The sequence below is a fragment of the Ruania albidiflava DSM 18029 genome (assembly GCF_000421225.1).
GTDB lineage: Bacteria > Actinomycetota > Actinomycetes > Actinomycetales > Beutenbergiaceae > Ruania > Ruania albidiflava.
Window position 1 is genome coordinate 114516 of sequence record NZ_ATWL01000002.1, and the last position, 18179, is coordinate 132694.

The window sequence follows — 18179 nt, forward strand, 5'->3', positions numbered from 1 at the left end:
GGCGTGGTCTGGCGGGCTCACCGTGCTCCCGCGATACTCAGCGCGGTGGTCCCACGGAGCTCAGCGCGCCAGGAGGGTGCGGACGAATGCTGCGACCTCCTCGGGGCGCGACTCGGCCATGAAGTGTCCGGCCGTGGTGGGCCGGAGCTCGAAGTCGGGTGCCCAGGCCCGCCACAGCGCCTCCGGGTCGAAGCCGAGCTGGCCGCCCCAGTCCTGGGTGAGGGAGGCGACCGGCATCGTGAGCCTCCGGCCAGCGGCGCGGTCGGCGCGGTCGTGCTCCAGGTCGACACCTGCGGAGGCGCGGTAGTCGGCGACGATCGAGGGGACGGCTTTGCGCGAGGCGGCCAGGTAGGTCTCCCGGACCTCCGGCGGGATGGTGCTGTCGTCGCCGCCCCAGGCATCCAGGAACGAGCCGAAGAACTCGTCCGCGGTGGCCGCGATCATCCGTTCCGGCAGACCCGGTGGCTGGGCCATCAGGTACAGGTGCCACGCGACTGCCGCATCGACTCCGTGCAGCACGTCCCACGTGTCCAGGGTGGGCAGCACGTCCAGGATGCCCAGGTGGGTGATGGCCTCGGGATGGTCCAGTCCGGCGCGCACCCCCACGAGCGCCCCGCGATCGTGCCCGACGAGTGCGAACCGGTCATGTCCGAGCGTGCGTGCGAGCGTGACGACGTCAGCTGCCATGGTGCGCTTGGCGTAGGTGTCGGCCGTGGTGGCTAGGGGTTTGCCGCTGCTGCCGTAGCCGCGCAGGTCGGGCACGATGACGGTGTTCGTGGCCGCGAGCTCGACGGCGACGTGCCGCCACATCAGGCGCGTCTGCGGGAACCCGTGCAGCAGCACGACCGGGGAACCGGAGCCCCCGACGGCGGTATGGATCGGCACGTTGTCGTGACCGCGAAGCTGGTCGTAGCGAAAACCTGGGATGGACACGGGCACGACGACTCCTCAGTGGTTGCCGCCGGAGAAGATCCCGGCGTGCTGGATAGATGGTGACGAGGTGCGAAGTGCGGGCAGGAGCACGGCGTCGACGAGCTGGGCCCGGTAGGTCTCGTCGTAGGGCAGGCCGTTGAGTGCGCGCGTGATCAGGGCCGCACCGGCGACCTCGTCGTAGCCGAAGGTGTGCGCATCGTCCGGGACCTCGCCGCGCTCGACCGCGCGTTCCAGGACGGCGGCCGGCAACCGGGCGCCGGTGGGTCCGGTGGCTGTCTCCAGGTAGTCGCAGAGCTCCGGGTCTGCCAGGCCCGCGTGCAGCAGAGTCGCTACCAGGGCGGTGTCGCTGGTGGTGAGTGTCTCCGCGAGCACCCCGAGCAGCTCCAGCAGGTCCCCGCGCAGCGATCCGGTGTCGATCGTCCGGCCGCCGCCAGTTGCCGGCATGGCACGGACGGCTGCGACCACCATGTCCCGTTTCGTGCGCCACCGACGATAGAGGGTCGGCTTCGAGGCGCCCGCGCGCCGCGCGACGAGCTCGAACGTGACGCCGTCGTACCCGACCTCGGCCAGGAGCTCGGCCACGGTGGTGAGGATGGCTCTCTCTCGTTCCCGATCGCGGGGGCGGCCCGGTGGCCGAGTCTTCTGATCAGATTGAGACACGATACGTATCGTATCAATATTGATGGTGCTGTGGCCGTTGCTGCTCGTGGCGCTTCCGATGCCGGGGCTGCGCGCTGGTTCACACCTGGCCGGTCGTGGCCGTGCGGGGTCAGGTCGCCGGTGGACAGCTGAGTCGGGCGACCAGACCGCCGTCCGTGCCGGGAGTCAACGTCAGCGTGGCTCCGATGGAGTCGGCGATGTTCTGGACCAGCGTGAGTCCCAGGCCGAGGCTCCGTCCGCCGGCGGTGGTTCGGGTGTGCGGGCCGCGGTTGAAGGGTTCGACCAGCTGAGCGGCTTCCTCGCTGCTCAGTGCTGGGCCGTCGTTGGCCACCTCGATCCATACCTGTGCGTCGTCCTCGCCCGTGACGATGTGCACCGCGCCGCGGTCAACGTTGTGCTGGATGGCGTTGTCGACCAGGTTCTCGATGGCCAGCGTCAGCAGAGCCTCGTCGGTGGTGGGGGCGCTGGTTCCGCCGAGCTCAGTAGTGACGGTGAGGTGCCGATCCTCGATGTCCTGCTGGCGCTGCGCGAGGCTCTCATCGATGATCGGCGTGAGCTGAGTCCGTCGTGCGGCCCGGGTGCTGGGTTCGGCACTCGTCGTGCGCGCGAGAGCCAGGAGTGCCGCGATGAGCTCCTCGCTGCGCTGGTTTGCCTCCAGGGCGCGCCGCACCGCGGGTACGAGGTGCTCGGGGATCTCGCCCTGTTCGAGCGGGATCTCCAGAGAGGTGCGCGTGGTGGTCAGTGGCGTGCGCAGCTCGTGGGAGGCGTTGGTGATGAAACGCTCCTGCTGGGTGAACGACGCCTGGAGCCGGTCGAGCATGGTGTCGATCGTGTCGCCGAGCTCCTTGATCTCGTCGGCAGGACCTGGCAGGTCGAGCCGCTGGTGCAGGTCGTTGCGGGTGATCTGCTGCGTGGTGGTGGTGATCTGCCCGATCCGGGCGAACGATCGCCGGGACAGCCAGGAGGCGGCTGCCACCGCGAGGCCGGTGAACACGAGGAGGGTGACGATCGACCACAGCAGCAGTCCGGAGAGCACATCCTCGGAGAGCAGCGTGGTCTGCTCGACGATCACCGCGTAGTCCTCGTCAGCCGACGGAGCCGGGCCCGGATCGGTGCCCCACCCATCGCTCATGGTCTGGCAGTCGAGCTCGCTGTCCGCACCGGCCACCACCGTGACCCCGCGGTCGTCGACGCAGCTGGTGATGCTGCCGATGGCGTCCTCGAACAGTCCTTGCACCAAGAGGTACTGGACCACCAGCAGGGCCGTGCCACCGGCGACGAACACAGCAGCGATGAGGGCAGTGAGCCGGGTGCGGAAGCTCCACGAGCGTCGCGTGCTGGTCACGTCGGTGCTCCGATGCGGTAGCCCAGTCCGGGACTGGTGTGGATGATGTCGGGGTGGCCGAGCTTGCGCCGCAGCGTGTGGATGGTGAGCTTCACGACTGAGCGGCTGCGTTCGCTGCCGGCCTCCCACACCTCTGCCAGCAGCTCCTCAGCGGTGAGGTGTCCGCCGTCTGCCAGGAGCAGTGCCTCGAGGACCCCGAGCTCCTTGGGGGTGAGCGCGAGCGGACGGCCGTCGCGTTCGGCGACCCGCCGCAGCGTGTCGATCCGGACACCAGCAGCGGACAGCACCATCTGTACTCCCTCGGTCGCGCGGCGTGCGAGCGCGCGCAGCCGGGCGAGCAGCTCGACATAGGCGAACGGTTTCGCCAGGTAGTCGTCCGCGCCCAGGTCGAGACCGGCGACCCGGTCGTCCAGAGCTCCTGCGGCGGTGAGCATGAGGATCCGCATCGGATGGTGTTGCTCGCGCAACGTGCGGCAGACGAAGTCGCCGTGCAGCACGGGGAGGTCGCGGTCAAGAATCATGATGTCCACATCGGCTTGCCCGATCTTGACCAGCGCGTCCGCCCCGTCGTGTGCCACGTCGACGAGGTACCCCTCGTTCCGCAAGCCAGAGGCGAGCGAGTCGGCGAGGTCAGCCTCGTCCTCCACGATCAAGATCCGCACCCCTGGTCACCTCCTGCGGCAGACGCCGTGTCCGCTGCCCTGATCCTGCGCCCACCACTCTGACACCGGTGAGGTTAGGTCGCGGTTAGGCCGACCCAGACCTGTACCTAACCCCGACCTCCGTAGAACAGACCCTACGGGTGGTGATCGGCACCGCCACAGATCCCGGAGGACCTGATGAAGGCACGTACTCTTCCCGGTGCGACTGTTGGCATCACGCTGGTCGGCGTGCTCGCGCTTGCCGGCTGCAGCGACGGCCCGAGCAACGCACCCGACCCGGACGAGGCTGGGTCGGACGCCGCTGCGGTGTTCCTGGCCTGCCTCACCGCCGCCGACGTGGAGGCGGGCCTCAACACCGACGACCAGGTGCTGGTCAAGCTGCCGGCGGAGCCGGGGGACGGCGCTGAGATCTCCAGCGGGGCTGACGATGACGGCCTCCTTGGCATGGAGCTCGACGAAGCAGGGCACCTGTGGGCGGTGGCTGCCGACTCCACCTACTTCGTCGACGTCCCGGAGATCCAGGACGCCTACGCCACATGTGAGCAGGAGCATCCGGAGTTCACCCAGCCACACCCCGATCCGGGCAACGATCCTGAGCACCAGGACCTGAGCGCAGAGCAGCAGGCGGCGGCGCTGGCGTTCGCCCGGTGCGCACGCGAGAACGGGTTCCCGCAGATCGCGGATCCGGAAGGTGACATGGGCGGGGCGATCATGATCCCGGACGGTTTCAGCGAGTCAGACTTTCGTGCGCTGGCCGAGGCCTGCTATGACCCGGGGAGCAGCTTCGCCGTCGGAACCAGCACCGAGGACCTCGGCTTCGATCCGTGGGCGATCCTCGAGGAGCTCGAGGACGCACCAGTCTCATGAGCGCGCGTACTTCCCCAGGCCGGCTGATCCGCAGGGCCGTGGCATGGGGTCTGGTTGCCGCGCTCGCAGTCGGTGCTGTGCTCGTCTGGATCGGCGGGCCCTGGAACGGCACTGCTCCACACCCCGCACCAAGCGGTGCGGACAACGTCGTGACTGTGCCGGTGGAGCGAGGAACCCTCACCAGCCAGCTGCACCTGAACGGCACCCTCGGGTACGGGGACCCGGTCGAGATTCCGCCAGCCGCCGGGGTCGTCACCGCGCTGCCGCTCCCGGGAGAGGTGATCGAGGTCGGCGCGCCGGTCTACGAGTCCGACGGGTCCCCGGTCATCCTCATGGAAGGACCACGCCCGCTGTGGCGAGACCTCTCCCGCGGAGTGGCCGACGGGCCGGACATCCTGCAGCTGGAGCAGAATCTCGCCCGGATGGGGTTCTTCCACCGGGAACCCGACACCAGGTTCGACTGGTGGACCGCTGACGCTGTGCGTCGGTGGCAGAAGGAGTCCGAGCAACCGGTCACGGGCACCATCGCCGTAGCCGACATCGTGGTTGCCGACGCTGCGCCCATCCGTGTCTCGCAGGTCACTGCGGCCCTCGGCGAGTCCGACGTCAGCCCACTGACCTACACGGCTACGAGGCTGCGGGCGCAGGTCAAGCTCACCGAGGCGCAGGCACGCGAGCTGGACGCCGGTACCCCGGTCATCGTGGCGCTCCCCGACGGGACGGAGGTGGAGGAGACTCTCGACGCGGTGGATCCGGGCGGGCAACCCACTGGCGACGACGGTGAGACGACCCCGCCCACTGCGACGATCGAGTTCGCTGATCAGGACCAGGTGACCAGTGCCGGCCCGGCCGCGGTGCGGGTGACCGTGCAGAACAGCGAGGAGAGTACGGAGACGCTCATCGTCCCGGCCACCGCCCTGATCGCCACTGCACGAGAGAGGTACGCCGTCGAGGTGCAGGCCGCGGGCGAGATCGTGCGTGTTCCGGTGGAGATCGGGCTCGTGGCCGAGGCCCGTGTCCAGATCCTTGCCTCCGGCAGCGCCGTGGCCGGTGCCCACGCCGAGGTTCCCAGCCTCGCCGAGGGGGACGAGGTGGTGATCACCCGATGATCACCAGTGCGGCTCCCGAGCCCGCCACGTCCGTCCCTGTGATCGACGGGCAGGCGATCGCGAAGCTGTACCCCGGCCCACCGCCGGTCACTGCTCTGCACCCCACCTGCGTGCGGATCCACGCAGGGGAGAAGCTCGCGATCCTCGGCGCCTCCGGCTCCGGCAAGAGCACCCTGCTGGCGATCCTCGGCACTCTCGACGACCCGAGCGCGGGTACGGTGCTGGTCCAGGGGCAGGACCTGGGCGCTCTTGCCGACGCGCAGCGCTCTGCGATCCGGGCCGCCACGATCGGCTTCGTGTTCCAGCAGTTCCACCTCCTCCCGACGGTCTCGGCAGCAGAGAACGTCGCCACGGGGCTGCTCTACACCGGTGTCCCCCGGCGAGAGCGCCAGGAACGCGCAGTGCGGGCGCTGGAAGCAGTCGGTCTCGGACACCGGCTCCGGAACCGGCCCGGTGAGCTCTCCGGCGGTGAGCAGCAACGGGTCGCGATCGCCCGTTCGTTGGTCCGAGAACCTGCGGTGCTGTTCGCGGACGAACCTACCGGAGCGCTCGACTCCACGACAGGTGAGTCCATCATCACGCTGCTGACCGAGATCGCCACGGCTGGGACCGCCGTCGTGATGGTCACCCACGACGTCGAGCTGGCCGGACGGTTCCCGCGCCGGCTGCACCTCAGTGACGGTCGCATCATCGACCGCTACCCGGCAGAGCCTGGACCCGGCGGGCGGCCGCCCAGCACGAGGGCGGAGGGTGCGCCGTGACCCGAGCACCCGCAGCCAGGAGCAGGTTCCGGTGCAGCGACGTGCTGCGCACCGCCTGGTCGGGCGTGGTCAGCCGCCCGCAGCGCACTGTCCTCGCTTCGCTCGGGGTCGCCCTGGGCATCGGGGCGCTCACGGCTCTCTCCGGTGCGGCGGCCTCCAACCAGGCTCAGCTGCTGGCCGAGCTCGACCGGATGGGTGCGAACCTCGCCATCGTCACCGCCACACCGGGCCCCGACGATGTTCCCGTTCCTCTCCCGCAGACGGCACCAGAGATGGTCGGACGAGTGGACGGCGTGGCAGAGGTGGGGGTCTTCGAGACCGCACCAGAGGACGTCCACGTCTACCGTACGGATCTCGTACCTGCGACGGAGACCAACGGTCTGGACGTGGCCGTGGCCCGACCGGACGTGCTCGGTGCGATCGAGGCAACGCTCGCGTCGGGACGCTGGTTCGACGACGCCACCCGGGCCCTACCAGTCACCGTGCTGGGCCACACTGCGGCAGACCGGCTCGGCATCACCAGACCTGGTGACCGGGTATGGATCGGCGGGCACTGGTACGGCGTGATCGGCATCCTCGACTCCGCCGGTCTCGCCACCGAGATCGACACCGCTGCCATCCTCGGCGACCGGTGGGTACGGGACAGCTTCGCCGGCGCCGACATCGGGGACCTCTCCGCCCTCTATGTGCGCGCTGAACCTGGGCGCATCGACCAGATCACCGACACGCTCCCGTCGGCAGCGAGCCCCGGGTCGCCGTTCGTCACAGTGAGCACGCTGACCGAGCTCGCCGATGCCCGTACCACTGCCGATGACTCCTTGCACACCCTTGGTCTCGTCCTGGCTGGGATCGCGCTGCTCGTGGGTGCGGTCGGTATCGCCAACACGATGGTGGTCACAGTCCTGGAGCGCCGCGGTGAGATCGGGCTGCGCCGTTCCCTGGGTGCACGGTCGGTTCATGTCGCGGTGCAGTTTCTCACCGAGGCGGCCATCCTTGCCCTCGTCGGCGGGATCGCCGGCCTGGTGCTCGGAGCCGCCGCAGCGGCCATCATCGCCGCGGTCAGCGGACAGCCGGTCGTCATTCCCGCCGAGGTCGTCGCAGTGAGTCCCGGTGTCGCTGTGCTGGTCGGGGCGCTGGCGGGCCTCGCACCGGCACTTCGGGCCGCTCGACTCTCGCCCACGGTGGCGCTGCGCGCAGCGTGACGAACGGGGCGACCTCTCCGCCGAGACCCCGGCAGCAGAGGTACGCTGAGATTCGGTGTCGGTGCGCGAGGTGGGACTCGAACCCACACGCCCGAAGGCACAGGAACCTAAATCCTGCGCGGCTACCAGTTACGCCACTCGCGCTCAGTGCCTAGCCTAGAGGGTGCCGCAGGTAGGTCCACGCGCCGTGCCCACGACCAGCGACGTGCGCCATCGCCTAGCCTGAGGGCGTGTCATCCTCAGATCCTTCCGCAGCCCTTGTCCTGGACTTCGACGGAACCGTCTGCATCGGCGACGACCCGGTCCACTTCTACGCCGAAGAGGTCGCTGCCCGGCACCCCGCAGCAGCCGACGTGCCCGACCAGGTGCGCCAGTTCCTCGCTGGCCGGCTGCCGGTCGAGCGAGCAGCCGACGGCTACCAGGCGGTGCACCGCCTGTCGCAGGCCGCCGGAGTGAGTCGGGAGCAGTTCGTGGCGGCCTATCTCGCCTCTCGGGAGCGGCTGGAGGCGGGGGAGGGGGACACCCGCGCTCCGCACGGGCTGACCGCTCTGCTGGAGGAGCTGCGCGCGGCGCGGGTGCGGATCGTGCTGGTCACCAACTCGCCACGGACCGGGATCGAGAGGTGGCTCACCAGCCAGGACCTTGACCACCGCTTCGACGAGGTGGTCACCGAGGCAGGCAAACCCCAGGGTATGCCCGCGATCCTGGCGCGCATCGCCGACGAGGCCCGACTAGCACGTCCCGTCACGCTCGGCAGCATCGGGGACGTGTGGGCCAACGACGTCAGCCCCGCGATGGACCGCGGCGGCACCGGATTCTTCATCGACCGGTTCGACCGGCGGGACGGGCCGAGCTCGCACACCGGCGCCACCTTCGAGGATCTGCTCCCGGCGCTGCGGGGCTGGGCCGGCAGCCTCAGCTGAGCGGGCGGCATCCGTCCGTCGCGATCGCCGACGACGGTGCGCTGCCCCGGGCGTACGGCTGTGCCCAGCCGCTGGGCTGCTGTTCGTCCGTCTGCCCGAGCTGGTGGTCCAGCGGTCACGCGACGGTTACCGAGATGCAACCTGTCATTTCCTGGCGCAACGGTGCCCGCATCAGTACGGTGAAATCCGTGTTCACCGTCGAGGCGTCGATGCAATGGCGTTTCGGCACTCCATCCCGGTGCCACGGCACCACCGAACGACGAGGTGCGACAGATGAAGCGGACGATACGTTGGGCCGCTGTAGCGGCTGCGGCAGCGCTGGCGCTCACCGCCTGCGGCAGCGGCGATGGCGACGACACCGACGGCGGTGGAAACGGAGCCGATGCCGACGGTGCCGGTGAGGCCACAGCGGACCCGGACACGATCATCCTCGGGCTGGTTCCTTCGCAGGAGATCGACACCCTGGTGGAGGATGCGGACGGCCTGGGTGCGCTGATCTCGGACGAGCTGGGCCTACCGGTGGAGACATTCGTGTCGGAGAGCTACGCCGCGTTGGTGACCGCGATGGGCACCGGTCAGGCGCACATCGGCATGTTCGGGCCGATCGCGCTGGTGCAGGCCGCCGACCAGTCCGGCGCCGAGATCGTCCTGCAGTCGATGCGCTACGGCTCACCGACCTACCACACCCAGTGGTTCACCAACGATCCCGACACCTACTGCCTGGACGACGTGGTCGAGGTGACCAACGACGACGGCTCGGTCTACACCTTCTGCAACGGTACGGACACCGCAGAGACCGGTCCGGCAGGCGAAGACGGGCTCGCGCTGATCGAGCAGGACACTCCGATCTCCATGGTCGACCAGTCGTCCGCCTCCGGCTACTACTACCCGGCCACCCAGCTGCAGCGGGTCGCCGACCTGGATCCGTTGGCGCTGAACACCCAGTTCGCCGGCGGGCACCCGAACTCGGTGCTGAACGTGGCCCGCGGGGACTACCCGGTCGGCGTGAGCTTCGACGACGCCCGAGACAACCTGGTCGAGGAGGACCCACAGATCGGGGAGAAGGTCACGGTCTTCGCCTACTCCGACGAGATCCCCAATGACGGTGTCGCCGTGGCAGGGAACCTGTCCGACGAGCTCACCCAGCAGATCTCCGACGCCATGGTCGCCGTGATGGACACCGAGGAAGGTGCCCAAGCCTTCGACGACGTCTACTCCATCGAGGGCCTGGTCCCGGCCGACCTGGAGGCGTTGGAAGCCGCCCGCCAGGTGGAGGAGAACTTCGCCGGTCTGTGAGCCGGCCGGCGCCCCGCGCGGGGCGGGCCGCCCGCCCCGCGCACACCCACGAGTACACGAGGTGCGAACATGATCGAGTTCCGTGACGTGTCGGTCACCTACCCCAACGGGACCAAGGGGCTGGACGGGGTGACCCTGACCATCCCGGACGGTCAGTTCGTGGTGGTGGTCGGCCTCTCCGGAGCCGGCAAGTCGACCCTGGTGCGCACGATCAACGGACTGGTCCCGGTGACCGGTGGCGAGCTGACCGTGAACGGCGAGAACCTCGTCGGCGCGAGCAAGCGGCGCCTGCGCGGGTTGCGCTCCCGCATCGGGATGATTTTCCAGTCCTTCAACCTGGTCAACCGGGTCACGGTGCTGAACAACGTGCTCACCGGTCGGCTGCACTCCACCGGCATGCTCCGCTCCCTGCTCGGCTGGTTCTCTGCCGACGACAAGGAGCGCGCCTTCGACGCCCTGGAGCGGGTGGGCATCGTGGAGAAGGCCTACATCCGGGCTTCTCAGCTCTCCGGCGGGCAGCAGCAGCGGGTGGCCATCGCCCGGGCACTAGCCCAGGAACCGCAGGTGGTGCTCGCAGACGAACCGGTCGCCTCCCTCGACCCGCCGACCGCGAACGCGGTGATGCGCGACCTGCAGCGGATCAACCGGGAGCTGGGCATCACCACTGTGGTCAACCTGCACTTCCTGGACCTGGCCCGCCGGTACGGTGACCGGATCATCGGTATGCGCGCCGGCAAGGTGGTCTTCGACGGCACTGCCGCGGAGGCCGACGACGCAGTGTTCGAGGAGATCTACGGTCGCTCGCTGACCGCCGAGGACGTCGCAGAGCGCGAACCGGGGGCGCTGGCGTGAGCGCACCCGCCCCTACTGCGGCGGTGACGAGCCGGGGCCGCCCGCGCAAGCCACCGCCGTCGATCGGCGCGATCACCGCACTGGTGGTGTTCGTGGCGGTCACCCTCTGGTCGGCGATCGGGGTGGAGTTCACCCTCAGCCCGCTGATCGTCAACCTCACCCGCGGTAGCGACGTCATCGAGCAGTACCTGCACCCGAACTGGGAGATCCTCACCCGGCCCGCGGTTCGGGAAGGTTTCCTGGAGACCCTGTACATCGCGATCCTGGCGTCCTTGGTCGGCTGCCTGATCGCACTCGTGCTCGCCATGCTGGCCTCGAAGGTCTCCGCCCCCAACACCGGTGTCTACCAGGTGATGAAGCTGATCCTCTCCCTGGTCCGTTCCCTGCCGGACGTCGCCTACGGTCTGCTGTTCGTGGCCTTCGTCGGCTCCGGTGCCCTGCCCGGCATCCTGGCGCTGATCGTCTTCAACATCGGCGTGGTCGCCAAGCTCACCTCGGAGAGCATCGACGCTGTGGACCACGGCCCGGTCGAGGCCGTCGAGGCCGCCGGTGCCACCCGGTTCCAGCGGGGCCGGTACGCCGTGCTGCCGCAGGTCGCACCGAACTACCTGTCCTACTGCTTCTACGTGTTCGAGCTGAACCTGCGCGCCTCCCTGGTGCTCGGCTTCGTCGGTGCCGGCGGGATCGGTGAGGTGATCATGCTGCTGGTCAGTCGGTTGGAGCACTCCTCGGTCTCCGCTGTGGTGATCATGCTGTTCGCCATCGTGTTCGTGCTCGACCAGGCCTCCCGCGCCGTGCGACGGAGGTTGACATGACCACCACCCAGACGCGCTCCGCGCCCACCGGGGCCCGGCCCAAGCCGCCGTCCAAGGCCCGCAGCACCGTCGCGCTGCTGGCCACCGCTGCGATCGTGATCGCCACCGTGTGGGCGGTGGACGCGCGCTGGGAGCGGTTCCCGGCGATCTTCACCGAGGCCCCCACGTACATCTCGCTGATGGTCGAGGGGCTGGTGCAGAACCCGCTCGAGATGCCCTGGAGCGAGTACTGGACGAAGACGTCCGGCTACATGTTCGAGTCGCTGCAGATGGCCTGGATGGGCACGGTGATCGGGGCGCTGCTGTCCTTCCCGCTGTCCTTCCTGGCTGCCTCGAACGTGGCCCCACGGTGGGTGGTGCTACCGGTGCGCCAGCTGCTGAACATCATCCGCGCGCTGCCGGAGATCGTGCTGGCGATCGCGTTCATGATCCCGATCTTCGGCCTCGGTGCGCTGGCCGGCACCATGGCCCTGGGCATCGGGTCGGTGGGCACGCTGGGCAAGCTCTCCAGCGAGGCGATCGAAGAGGTCGACCGCGGCCCGGTCGAGGCGCTGCGGGCCACCGGGGCGAACACGCTGCAGTCGTTGCGCTGGGCGGTGGTGCCGCAGGCGCTGCCGGAGATCGTCGCTTTCTGGCTGTACCGGTTCGAGATCAACATCCGCGCCAGCGCGATCCTGGGCATCGTCGGCGCCGGCGGAATCGGCTCCATCCTCAGCCAGCTCTTCAACGCCCGGCTGTGGGACCGGATCGGCATCACCCTGGTGGTGATCATCGTGGTGACGGTGATCGTCGACCAGATCTCTGCGGCGGTGCGTCGGCGGATCATCTTCGGCTCCGCCCGCCCCTCGGCCGAGATGGCCACCGGCCCGGTGGAAGTCGCATGAGGGAGCGGACGTGAGCGGCACGATCCTGCCCGAGATGGGCACCGTCCCCGCGCTCATCCGTGCCGGCGTCTCCGCCCTGCACCCCAGCGAGCAACGGGTGGCGCAGGTGTTCATCGACCGCCCGGAGTGGACCATCGAGGCCTCCGCCCAGGACGTGGCTGACGCCGCCAGCACCTCGCGGGCCACCGTGGTCCGGGCGGCGCAGCGGCTCGGCTTCACCGGCTATCCGCAGCTGCGGGTGCTGCTGGCCCGAGACCTGGGCCTGGCAGCCACGGAGACGGCGGAGAGCGACCACAGCGGCGCCGTCGGAGTAGTGCGTGCCTACGTGCGAGACATGGCCAGTGCGGCGCACGACCTTGCCGCCCTGCTGGACCCCGAGGACGTGCAGCGCGGTGTGGACCTGCTCCGCAGCGCCCGGTCCATCCTGGTGCTCGGCAACGGCCTGTCCGCCCCGGTGGCGCTGGAGGCGGCGATGCGGCTGAATGCCATCGGCCGTAACGCCGAGGCTCCGTTCGACAACGTCGCCCAGGGGGTGCGGGCCCGGCAGCTCAGCCCGCAGGACGTGTGCCTGGTGGTCTCCGGCTCCGGGTCCACCCGGCCCACGGTGCAGGCCGCCCGTGCGGCCCGCGCGGCCGGGGCCCCGCTGATCGCGATGACCGCGTTCACCACCTCACCACTGACCGAGATCGCCACGGTCAGCTTCGTCTCCGCCCTGGGCGCCGGCTCGTTCCGGGACGAGATCACCCGCACCTCGCGGCTGTCCCAGACGATCATGGTGAACGCGCTGATCCGGGCGCTGATCCAGGCGGACCCGGAGTCGGCCCGGCTGGCGCAGGCGCGGATGCTGGACGTGATCGGCGAGGTGTTCCTGCAGGACCCGCCGTAGGTGCCCGGCGCCGCTCGTGAGTCACTCTGCTGGTGCTATGAGGCCAGCAATCCTCCACGCGAGGTGACGCTCCGCGAGGCGCCTGCGGCGCGGAGTGCGGAGCTCGCCTCGATCGGCACGGTTCAGTCGAGCTTGAGGTCGCGGCGGAGCTTGGCCACGTGCCCGGTCGCGCGCACGTTGTACTGGGCGAGGGTCACGGTGCCCTCTGGTGCGACCACGACGGTGGAGCGGATCACGCCGGTGTAGGTGCGCCCGTAGTTCTTCTTCTCGCCCCACGCGCCGTAGGCCTCCAGCACAGTGTGCTCAGGGTCACTGAGCACCGGGAAGGACAACGACTCGTCCGCGGTGAACCTCGCCAGCTTGTCCACACTGTCCGGGGAGATGCCCACCACGGCGTAACCGGCCGCCGTCAGCGAGCCCAGCGAGTCGCGGAAGTCGCATGCTTGCTTGGTGCAGCCCGGCGTCCCGGCAGCGGGGTAGAAGTACACGATCACGCCGTTCTCGGCGCTCTGCCGCAGCTCGGCCAGGCTCACCGTGGAGCCATCGGCAGCGGGCAGGGAGAAGTCGGGCGCAGTGGCGCCAACCTCGAGACGAGACATCGCGGGGGCCTCCTGGAGAGTCGGTTCCCGGCCAGCCTAACCGGGCGGTGTGATGCCGCTTACCAAGAGGCCCACGAGTTCGCGCCGCCGACCGGGCGGCTGCTAGTATCGCTTCCGCGCTAGCGCCTCTAGCTCAATTGGTAGAGCAAGTGACTCTTAATCACTGGGTTCCGGGTTCGAGTCCCGGGGGGCGTACCGGAGAATGATGCTCAAGGCCCGGAATCATGCGGATTCTGGGCCTTTGTTCCATCCGCCAGGGTCTGCGCGGACGACGTCCTCCGTTCAGCCGGCGAACGGTTCCGGCAGCCTCCCGCGCACTCCCGGGCTCGCCACGAACACAGCACCGCCGTGCGGTCCGCCCGCCCCGTCCTGGGCCGAGGTGGTGATGAACAGCTGGTCCAGGTCCGCCCCGCCGAAGGCGCAGGCACTGGTCTGTGTGGCCCCGTCGACCTCGATCGACTCCACCTCCCGGCCGCTGACCGGATCGAGGCACACCACGCGGCCCGCACCCCAGAGCGCGACCCACAGGTTCCCCGCGGCATCGATCGTCATACCGTCCGGCGAACGACCGGCAAGATCGGCGACGATCCGCATCGCACCCCAGCTGCCGTCCTCATCCACCTCGTAGACGCGCACGGCATGCGTGCCGGTGTCGATGAAGTAGGCCAGTGCCCCGTCGGCGGAGTACACCAGCCCGTTAGGGATGAACAGGTTGTCGAGGACCGCCTCCACCTGGCCGTCCGGGGAGAGGCGGTACAGCACCCCCTCCGGGGAGTCGCCGCTGAACGTCATCGACCCGCAGTAGAAGCGCCCCTGGGGGTCACAACCGCCGTCGTTCATGCGCAGGCGTGTGGAGGACCACAGCTCGCCGAGGTCCTGCACGCTGCCCGCCTCGTCGATCAGCACGAAAGAGCGCTCGTTGCTGGCGACCAGGCCACCGCTCTCGCGCGGCCGGAACGCCCCGACGAAGGTGCCCACGTGCTGGTCCGCGACGACCCTGCCTGTCTCGTCCAGGGAGCGGATCCGTCCGGCGAAGCCGTCGCACACCCGCAAGCCTGCGTCCGGCCACCAGACCGGCCCTTCGCCGTGGCCGGTGACCACGTCGCTGAACTGTTCGGCCTTCATCGTGCCTCTCTCCTGTACGAGCCGGCCACACCTGGACAAGAGGGACACGGCCACCGTCGCTACCACTGATCATCACATCGGTTGCCTGGTGGGAAGGCAAGCAGGATCGGGCACCAGCCGAGGTGGAACATCGCCGCGCGGCCCGGACCGCCGGTACGGTGTGCTCTGTGACCACTCCACCGTCCACTCCACGCCTGGCCCTCGTCACCTGCGCCGACTTTCCCGAGCTGCACCCTGAGGATGCGCCGCTGATCCCGGCGCTGGCGGAGCGGGACATCGCCGCGGAGGCGGTGATCTGGGACGACGAGCAGGTGGACTGGTCGGTCTACGACATGGCGGTGATCCGGTCCACCTGGGACTACAGCTCGCGACGGCTGCAGTTCATCGAGTGGGCGCGGTCCGTGCCCCGGCTGGTGAACCCACCGAACGTGGTGCGCTGGAACTCCGACAAGCACTACCTGCAGGCGCTGGAGGACCACGGCCTCGCGGTGGTGCAGACCACCTGGCTGGAGCCCGGGCGTGGCTATGACAAACGCGCCCTGCACAACCGGTTCCCGGCGCGGGAGGACTTCGTCATCAAGCCGGCGATCAGTGCTGGCTCGGTGGGTGCCGGACGGTACACCGCCACCGATGCCAACTCCCGGCGCTATGCGATCGAGCACGCGATGCGGCTGCTGGCCGAGGGACACTCGGTCATGGTGCAGCGGTACATGCCGAAGGTCGATCTGCACGGTGAGATCGCGCTGGTCTACTTCCACGGCACCTACTCGCACGCGATGAAAAAGGAAGCAGCGCTCACCGACGTCGGCGAGGTGGCGGTCCAGGACGGGGCGGACGTGGAGACCGTGGAGCGGTACAAGGCCACCCCGGCGGAGATCGAGGCCGGCCAGGCGGCGCTGGCGTTCGCCCGGGCCCGGATCCCGGGCCGCAGCCTGTCCAGCCGTCCGCTCGCCTACGCCCGGGTGGACATGGTGCCCGCAGGTGACGGTGAACCGGTGCTGATGGAGATGGAGCTGGTTGACCCCCGGCTGCACCTGTCGGTGGGGCGCCGATCACTGGACCGGTTCGCCGACTCCCTGGCTGCCGAGCTGCGCATGGGCCCGGACGCAGCGAATATCGACCTCGCCTGATCCGGTATCGATCGCGACGGCGGAGCTCACCTCTCCCCGTCGCTCGTCCTGGTCGTCTGCCCGGGACGGCGGGCCCCGCCTCTCCCCGCCGCTCGCCTGGCAGGGCTCTCAGACGCCGGCGCGACCTCGGTCGACCCGTCGGTAGTGCATGGCGACAGCGCCATTGCTGAGCGGCCGCGCAGAGACCAGACCAAGGCGTCGGGTGCTGGGCAGTCCGCCCTGGTACAGGGTGGGGCCATGACCGGAGATCATGGGATGGACGAGGAACGTGTACTCGTCGATCAGGTCCAGTCGGTCCAGCTCGGTCGCAAGCGTGCCGCTGCCCACAAGTACTCCATCGGGAGTGCGGTCCTTGAGCGCCTGCACCGCGGTGCGCAGGTCGCCGGTGAGGTGGTGGCTGCCCGTCCAGGGGAACTCGGTTCGCGTCGTGGAGACGATGAACTTCGGCTTGGCCTCCAGCTTCAGCGCCCACTCGCGTATCGCCGGCGCGGCTTCGACGTCACCGCGAGCGACAGCCGGCCAGTAGCTCTCCATCATCTCGTAGGTGGTGCGTCCCCAGAGCATCGCGCCGCTCTGGTCCATGAGGCGGGTGAAGAAGGCGTGCGTCTCATCGTCGGCGATGCCCTCTTCGTGGTCGACGCAGCCATCCAGAGTGACGTTGATGCTGAAGGTGAGAGTACCCATTCGACGATTCTTCCTGTCGGATCGGCTGCTGTCGCGAACGCGTTGCCCAGGTGCACGGTGAGCCGCTCTGCGCAGAGCGCCGGTCAGATTCCCAGGATGGCCCGCGCGATGGTGAAGTAGATGATAAGGCCTGTCGCATCGCAGAACGTGGAGATGAACGGTGTGGAGAACACCGCCGGGTCCACCCGGCAGGCCTTGGCGATGATCGGCATCAGCCCCCCGACAGTGGCTGCCATCGTGCACACGGCGAGCAGCGTCAGCCCGATCACGATCCCGATCGGCAGCTCGTAGACCAGCGAGGCGATCAGGAACCCGAGGCTGCCGAGCACCAGCCCGAGAGTGAACCCGGTCCGGACCTCTTTGAAGGCGACCCGGCCGATGTCCCTGGTGCCTAGCTCGTTCATCGCCAGCGCGCGGGTGAGCGTGGTCGCCGCCTGGGCTCCGGCATTACCACCGGTGCCGGTCAGCAGCGGGATGAACAGTGCGAGCGCGATCACCTCCGCCAGCGTTGCCTCGTACAGCTCCAGCACCTGCACGGTGAGGATCGCCGAGATCGCCAGGATCAGCAGCCACGGTGCGCGCGCCCGCGCGATCTGGCGCACCGGGGTGAGGAGGTAGGTGCGCCGCAGCGGCTCGGTACCACCCGCGCGCGCCTGGTCCTCGTCCTCCGCAGCGCGGATGATGCGGATCGCGTCGTCGATGGTGAGCAGCCCGACCAGCCGCTCCTCCCGGTCCACCACCGGCAGCGCGAGCAGACCGCCGTCCAGGCAGCGCCGGGCGGCGACCTCGTCGCTGTCGTAGGCGGCCGCGGAGACGGGGGTGTTCATCACCGTTCCCACCAGGTCGGTGCCCTCAGCGCGCATCAGCTCCCGCAGGCTGAGGACCCCCACCAGAGTGCGGGAGTGGTCGACCACCGGGATGGTGTAGATCGTCTCGTACTGCGCCTCGTCCCGCTGGGTCCGGGCAAGCACGGTCTGCACCAGCTCGTCCGGGCGGGCGATGAGGTACTCCGGGCTCATCTTCCGCCCGATCGACCCCTGGGGGTAGCCGAGGATCGGTGCGGTCGCCGTGCGCTGGCGCGGGCTGAGCGTCTGCAGCAGCCGCTTGGTCACCTTCGCCGGCAGCTCGTCCAGCAGCCCGACCACATCGTCGGGGTCCAGCGCCTCGAACACCCCGACCACCTCCGCCTCGGCCAGCTCAGTGACCAGGTCAGCCTGGGCGGCGGGCTCCAGCCGTTCGAACACGTCGATCGAGGTGTCCTTGGGCAGCAGCCGGAACACCACCGCCGCATCGACCGGGGGGAGGCGGTCGAGCAGCTCGGAGATCTCCGGTCGTGGAGCCTCCGCAGCGAACTTCGCCAGCGTGGTCAGGTCCGAGCGCTGCACCAGGTCGTGGATCGTCTCCAGCGTCTCAGTCATCGTCATGGCAGCACCTCCGCGCTGATCA

Annotated in this window: 19 protein-coding genes and 2 tRNA genes; 12 read left to right on the top strand and 9 right to left on the bottom strand. The window is 69.3% G+C overall.

The window, feature by feature from the left end; translation table 11 throughout:
- Window positions 1-60: 60 nt before the first annotated feature.
- The 4 genes from K338_RS0102825 to K338_RS0102840 form a co-directional block, all read right to left on the bottom strand.
- Complete coding sequence (locus tag K338_RS0102825) at window positions 61-939, bottom strand: alpha/beta fold hydrolase (RefSeq protein ID WP_022916673.1); 879 nt, start codon at window positions 937-939, stop codon at window positions 61-63.
- A 9-nt stretch (window positions 940-948) separates the two neighbouring features.
- The gene (locus K338_RS0102830) at window positions 949-1515 is read right to left on the bottom strand and encodes a TetR/AcrR family transcriptional regulator (protein ID WP_245542880.1); all 567 of its coding nucleotides are present in this window, start codon (window positions 1513-1515) and stop codon (window positions 949-951) included.
- Window positions 1516-1702: 187 nt separating this feature from the next.
- A complete protein-coding gene (locus tag K338_RS0102835; RefSeq protein ID WP_022916675.1) occupies window positions 1703-2938 on the bottom strand; it encodes a sensor histidine kinase in 1236 nt (411 codons plus the stop codon).
- Complete coding sequence (locus tag K338_RS0102840) at window positions 2935-3600, bottom strand: response regulator transcription factor (protein WP_022916676.1); 666 nt, start codon at window positions 3598-3600, stop codon at window positions 2935-2937. The genes K338_RS0102835 and K338_RS0102840 overlap by 4 nt, the downstream gene beginning before the upstream one ends.
- A 177-nt stretch (window positions 3601-3777) precedes the next feature.
- Here K338_RS0102840 and K338_RS0102845 point away from each other — a divergent pair, with 177 nt between their 5' ends.
- Genes K338_RS0102845 through K338_RS0102860 form a run of 4 tightly spaced genes read left to right on the top strand, consistent with a single transcriptional unit; the run spans window position 3778 to window position 7539 of the window.
- A complete protein-coding gene (locus K338_RS0102845; RefSeq protein WP_022916677.1) occupies window positions 3778-4467 on the top strand; it encodes a hypothetical protein in 690 nt (229 codons plus the stop codon).
- The gene (locus K338_RS0102850) at window positions 4464-5576 is read left to right on the top strand and encodes a peptidoglycan-binding protein (RefSeq protein WP_022916678.1); all 1113 of its coding nucleotides are present in this window, start codon (window positions 4464-4466) and stop codon (window positions 5574-5576) included. Before K338_RS0102845 ends, K338_RS0102850 begins: the two co-directional genes overlap by 4 nt.
- Window positions 5573-6337, top strand: coding sequence for an ABC transporter ATP-binding protein (locus K338_RS20115; RefSeq protein WP_022916679.1), 765 nt, complete (start codon window positions 5573-5575; stop codon window positions 6335-6337). The genes K338_RS0102850 and K338_RS20115 overlap by 4 nt, the downstream gene beginning before the upstream one ends.
- A complete protein-coding gene (locus K338_RS0102860) occupies window positions 6334-7539 on the top strand; it encodes an ABC transporter permease (RefSeq protein ID WP_022916680.1) in 1206 nt (401 codons plus the stop codon). Before K338_RS20115 ends, K338_RS0102860 begins: the two co-directional genes overlap by 4 nt.
- Before the next feature lie 62 nt (window positions 7540-7601).
- On the opposite strand, the gene K338_RS0102865 is transcribed toward K338_RS0102860, so the two are convergent.
- A tRNA-Leu gene (locus K338_RS0102865) sits at window positions 7602-7683 on the bottom strand.
- Between the two features lie 86 nt (window positions 7684-7769).
- Between K338_RS0102865 and K338_RS20120 the strand changes: the two genes are divergently transcribed.
- The 6 genes from K338_RS20120 to K338_RS0102895 all read left to right on the top strand — a co-directional run bounded on the left by K338_RS20120 (window position 7770) and on the right by K338_RS0102895 (window position 13195).
- Window positions 7770-8462 (top strand): HAD family hydrolase, encoded by a 693-nt coding sequence (locus tag K338_RS20120; protein WP_022916681.1) that lies wholly within the window; start codon window positions 7770-7772, stop codon window positions 8460-8462.
- 273 nt (window positions 8463-8735) lie between these two features.
- A complete protein-coding gene (phnD, locus tag K338_RS0102875; RefSeq protein WP_022916682.1) occupies window positions 8736-9758 on the top strand; it encodes a phosphate/phosphite/phosphonate ABC transporter substrate-binding protein in 1023 nt (340 codons plus the stop codon).
- A gap of 69 nt (window positions 9759-9827) precedes the next feature.
- The gene (gene phnC, locus K338_RS20125) at window positions 9828-10610 is read left to right on the top strand and encodes a phosphonate ABC transporter ATP-binding protein (RefSeq protein ID WP_022916683.1); all 783 of its coding nucleotides are present in this window, start codon (window positions 9828-9830) and stop codon (window positions 10608-10610) included.
- A 23-nt stretch (window positions 10611-10633) separates the two neighbouring features.
- Entirely contained in the window at window positions 10634-11425 is a 792-nt protein-coding gene (gene phnE / locus K338_RS0102885) for a phosphonate ABC transporter, permease protein PhnE (protein WP_211218184.1), read from the top strand.
- Window positions 11422-12309: a phosphonate ABC transporter, permease protein PhnE gene (gene phnE / locus K338_RS0102890; protein WP_022916685.1), complete on the top strand. Its 888-nt coding sequence runs from the start codon at window positions 11422-11424 to the stop codon at window positions 12307-12309. The genes phnE (K338_RS0102885) and phnE (K338_RS0102890) overlap by 4 nt, the downstream gene beginning before the upstream one ends.
- Before the next feature lie 10 nt (window positions 12310-12319).
- The gene (locus K338_RS0102895) at window positions 12320-13195 is read left to right on the top strand and encodes a MurR/RpiR family transcriptional regulator (RefSeq protein ID WP_022916686.1); all 876 of its coding nucleotides are present in this window, start codon (window positions 12320-12322) and stop codon (window positions 13193-13195) included.
- Window positions 13196-13317: 122 nt separating this feature from the next.
- On the opposite strand, the gene bcp is transcribed toward K338_RS0102895, so the two are convergent.
- A complete protein-coding gene (gene bcp, locus K338_RS0102900; RefSeq protein WP_022916687.1) occupies window positions 13318-13794 on the bottom strand; it encodes a thioredoxin-dependent thiol peroxidase in 477 nt (158 codons plus the stop codon).
- Window positions 13795-13916: 122 nt separating this feature from the next.
- Here bcp and K338_RS0102905 point away from each other — a divergent pair.
- Window positions 13917-13989 (top strand) — tRNA-Lys (locus K338_RS0102905).
- Window positions 13990-14076: 87 nt separating this feature from the next.
- On the opposite strand, the gene K338_RS0102910 is transcribed toward K338_RS0102905, so the two are convergent.
- Window positions 14077-14919 carry an SMP-30/gluconolactonase/LRE family protein gene (locus K338_RS0102910; RefSeq protein ID WP_022916688.1) on the bottom strand — a complete coding sequence of 281 codons (843 nt, stop codon included), beginning with the start codon at window positions 14917-14919 and terminating at the stop codon, window positions 14077-14079.
- Between the two features lie 167 nt (window positions 14920-15086).
- Here K338_RS0102910 and K338_RS20130 point away from each other — a divergent pair, with 167 nt between their 5' ends.
- Window positions 15087-16049: an ATP-grasp domain-containing protein gene (locus K338_RS20130; RefSeq protein ID WP_022916689.1), complete on the top strand. Its 963-nt coding sequence runs from the start codon at window positions 15087-15089 to the stop codon at window positions 16047-16049.
- A 108-nt stretch (window positions 16050-16157) separates the two neighbouring features.
- Here the strand turns inward: K338_RS20130 and K338_RS0102920 are convergent, their stop codons facing one another.
- A complete protein-coding gene (locus tag K338_RS0102920) occupies window positions 16158-16733 on the bottom strand; it encodes a dihydrofolate reductase family protein (RefSeq protein ID WP_022916690.1) in 576 nt (191 codons plus the stop codon).
- Window positions 16734-16816: 83 nt separating this feature from the next.
- Window positions 16817-18157, bottom strand: coding sequence for a magnesium transporter (gene mgtE / locus K338_RS0102925; RefSeq protein WP_022916691.1), 1341 nt, complete (start codon window positions 18155-18157; stop codon window positions 16817-16819).
- Window positions 18158-18179 lie beyond the last annotated feature (22 nt).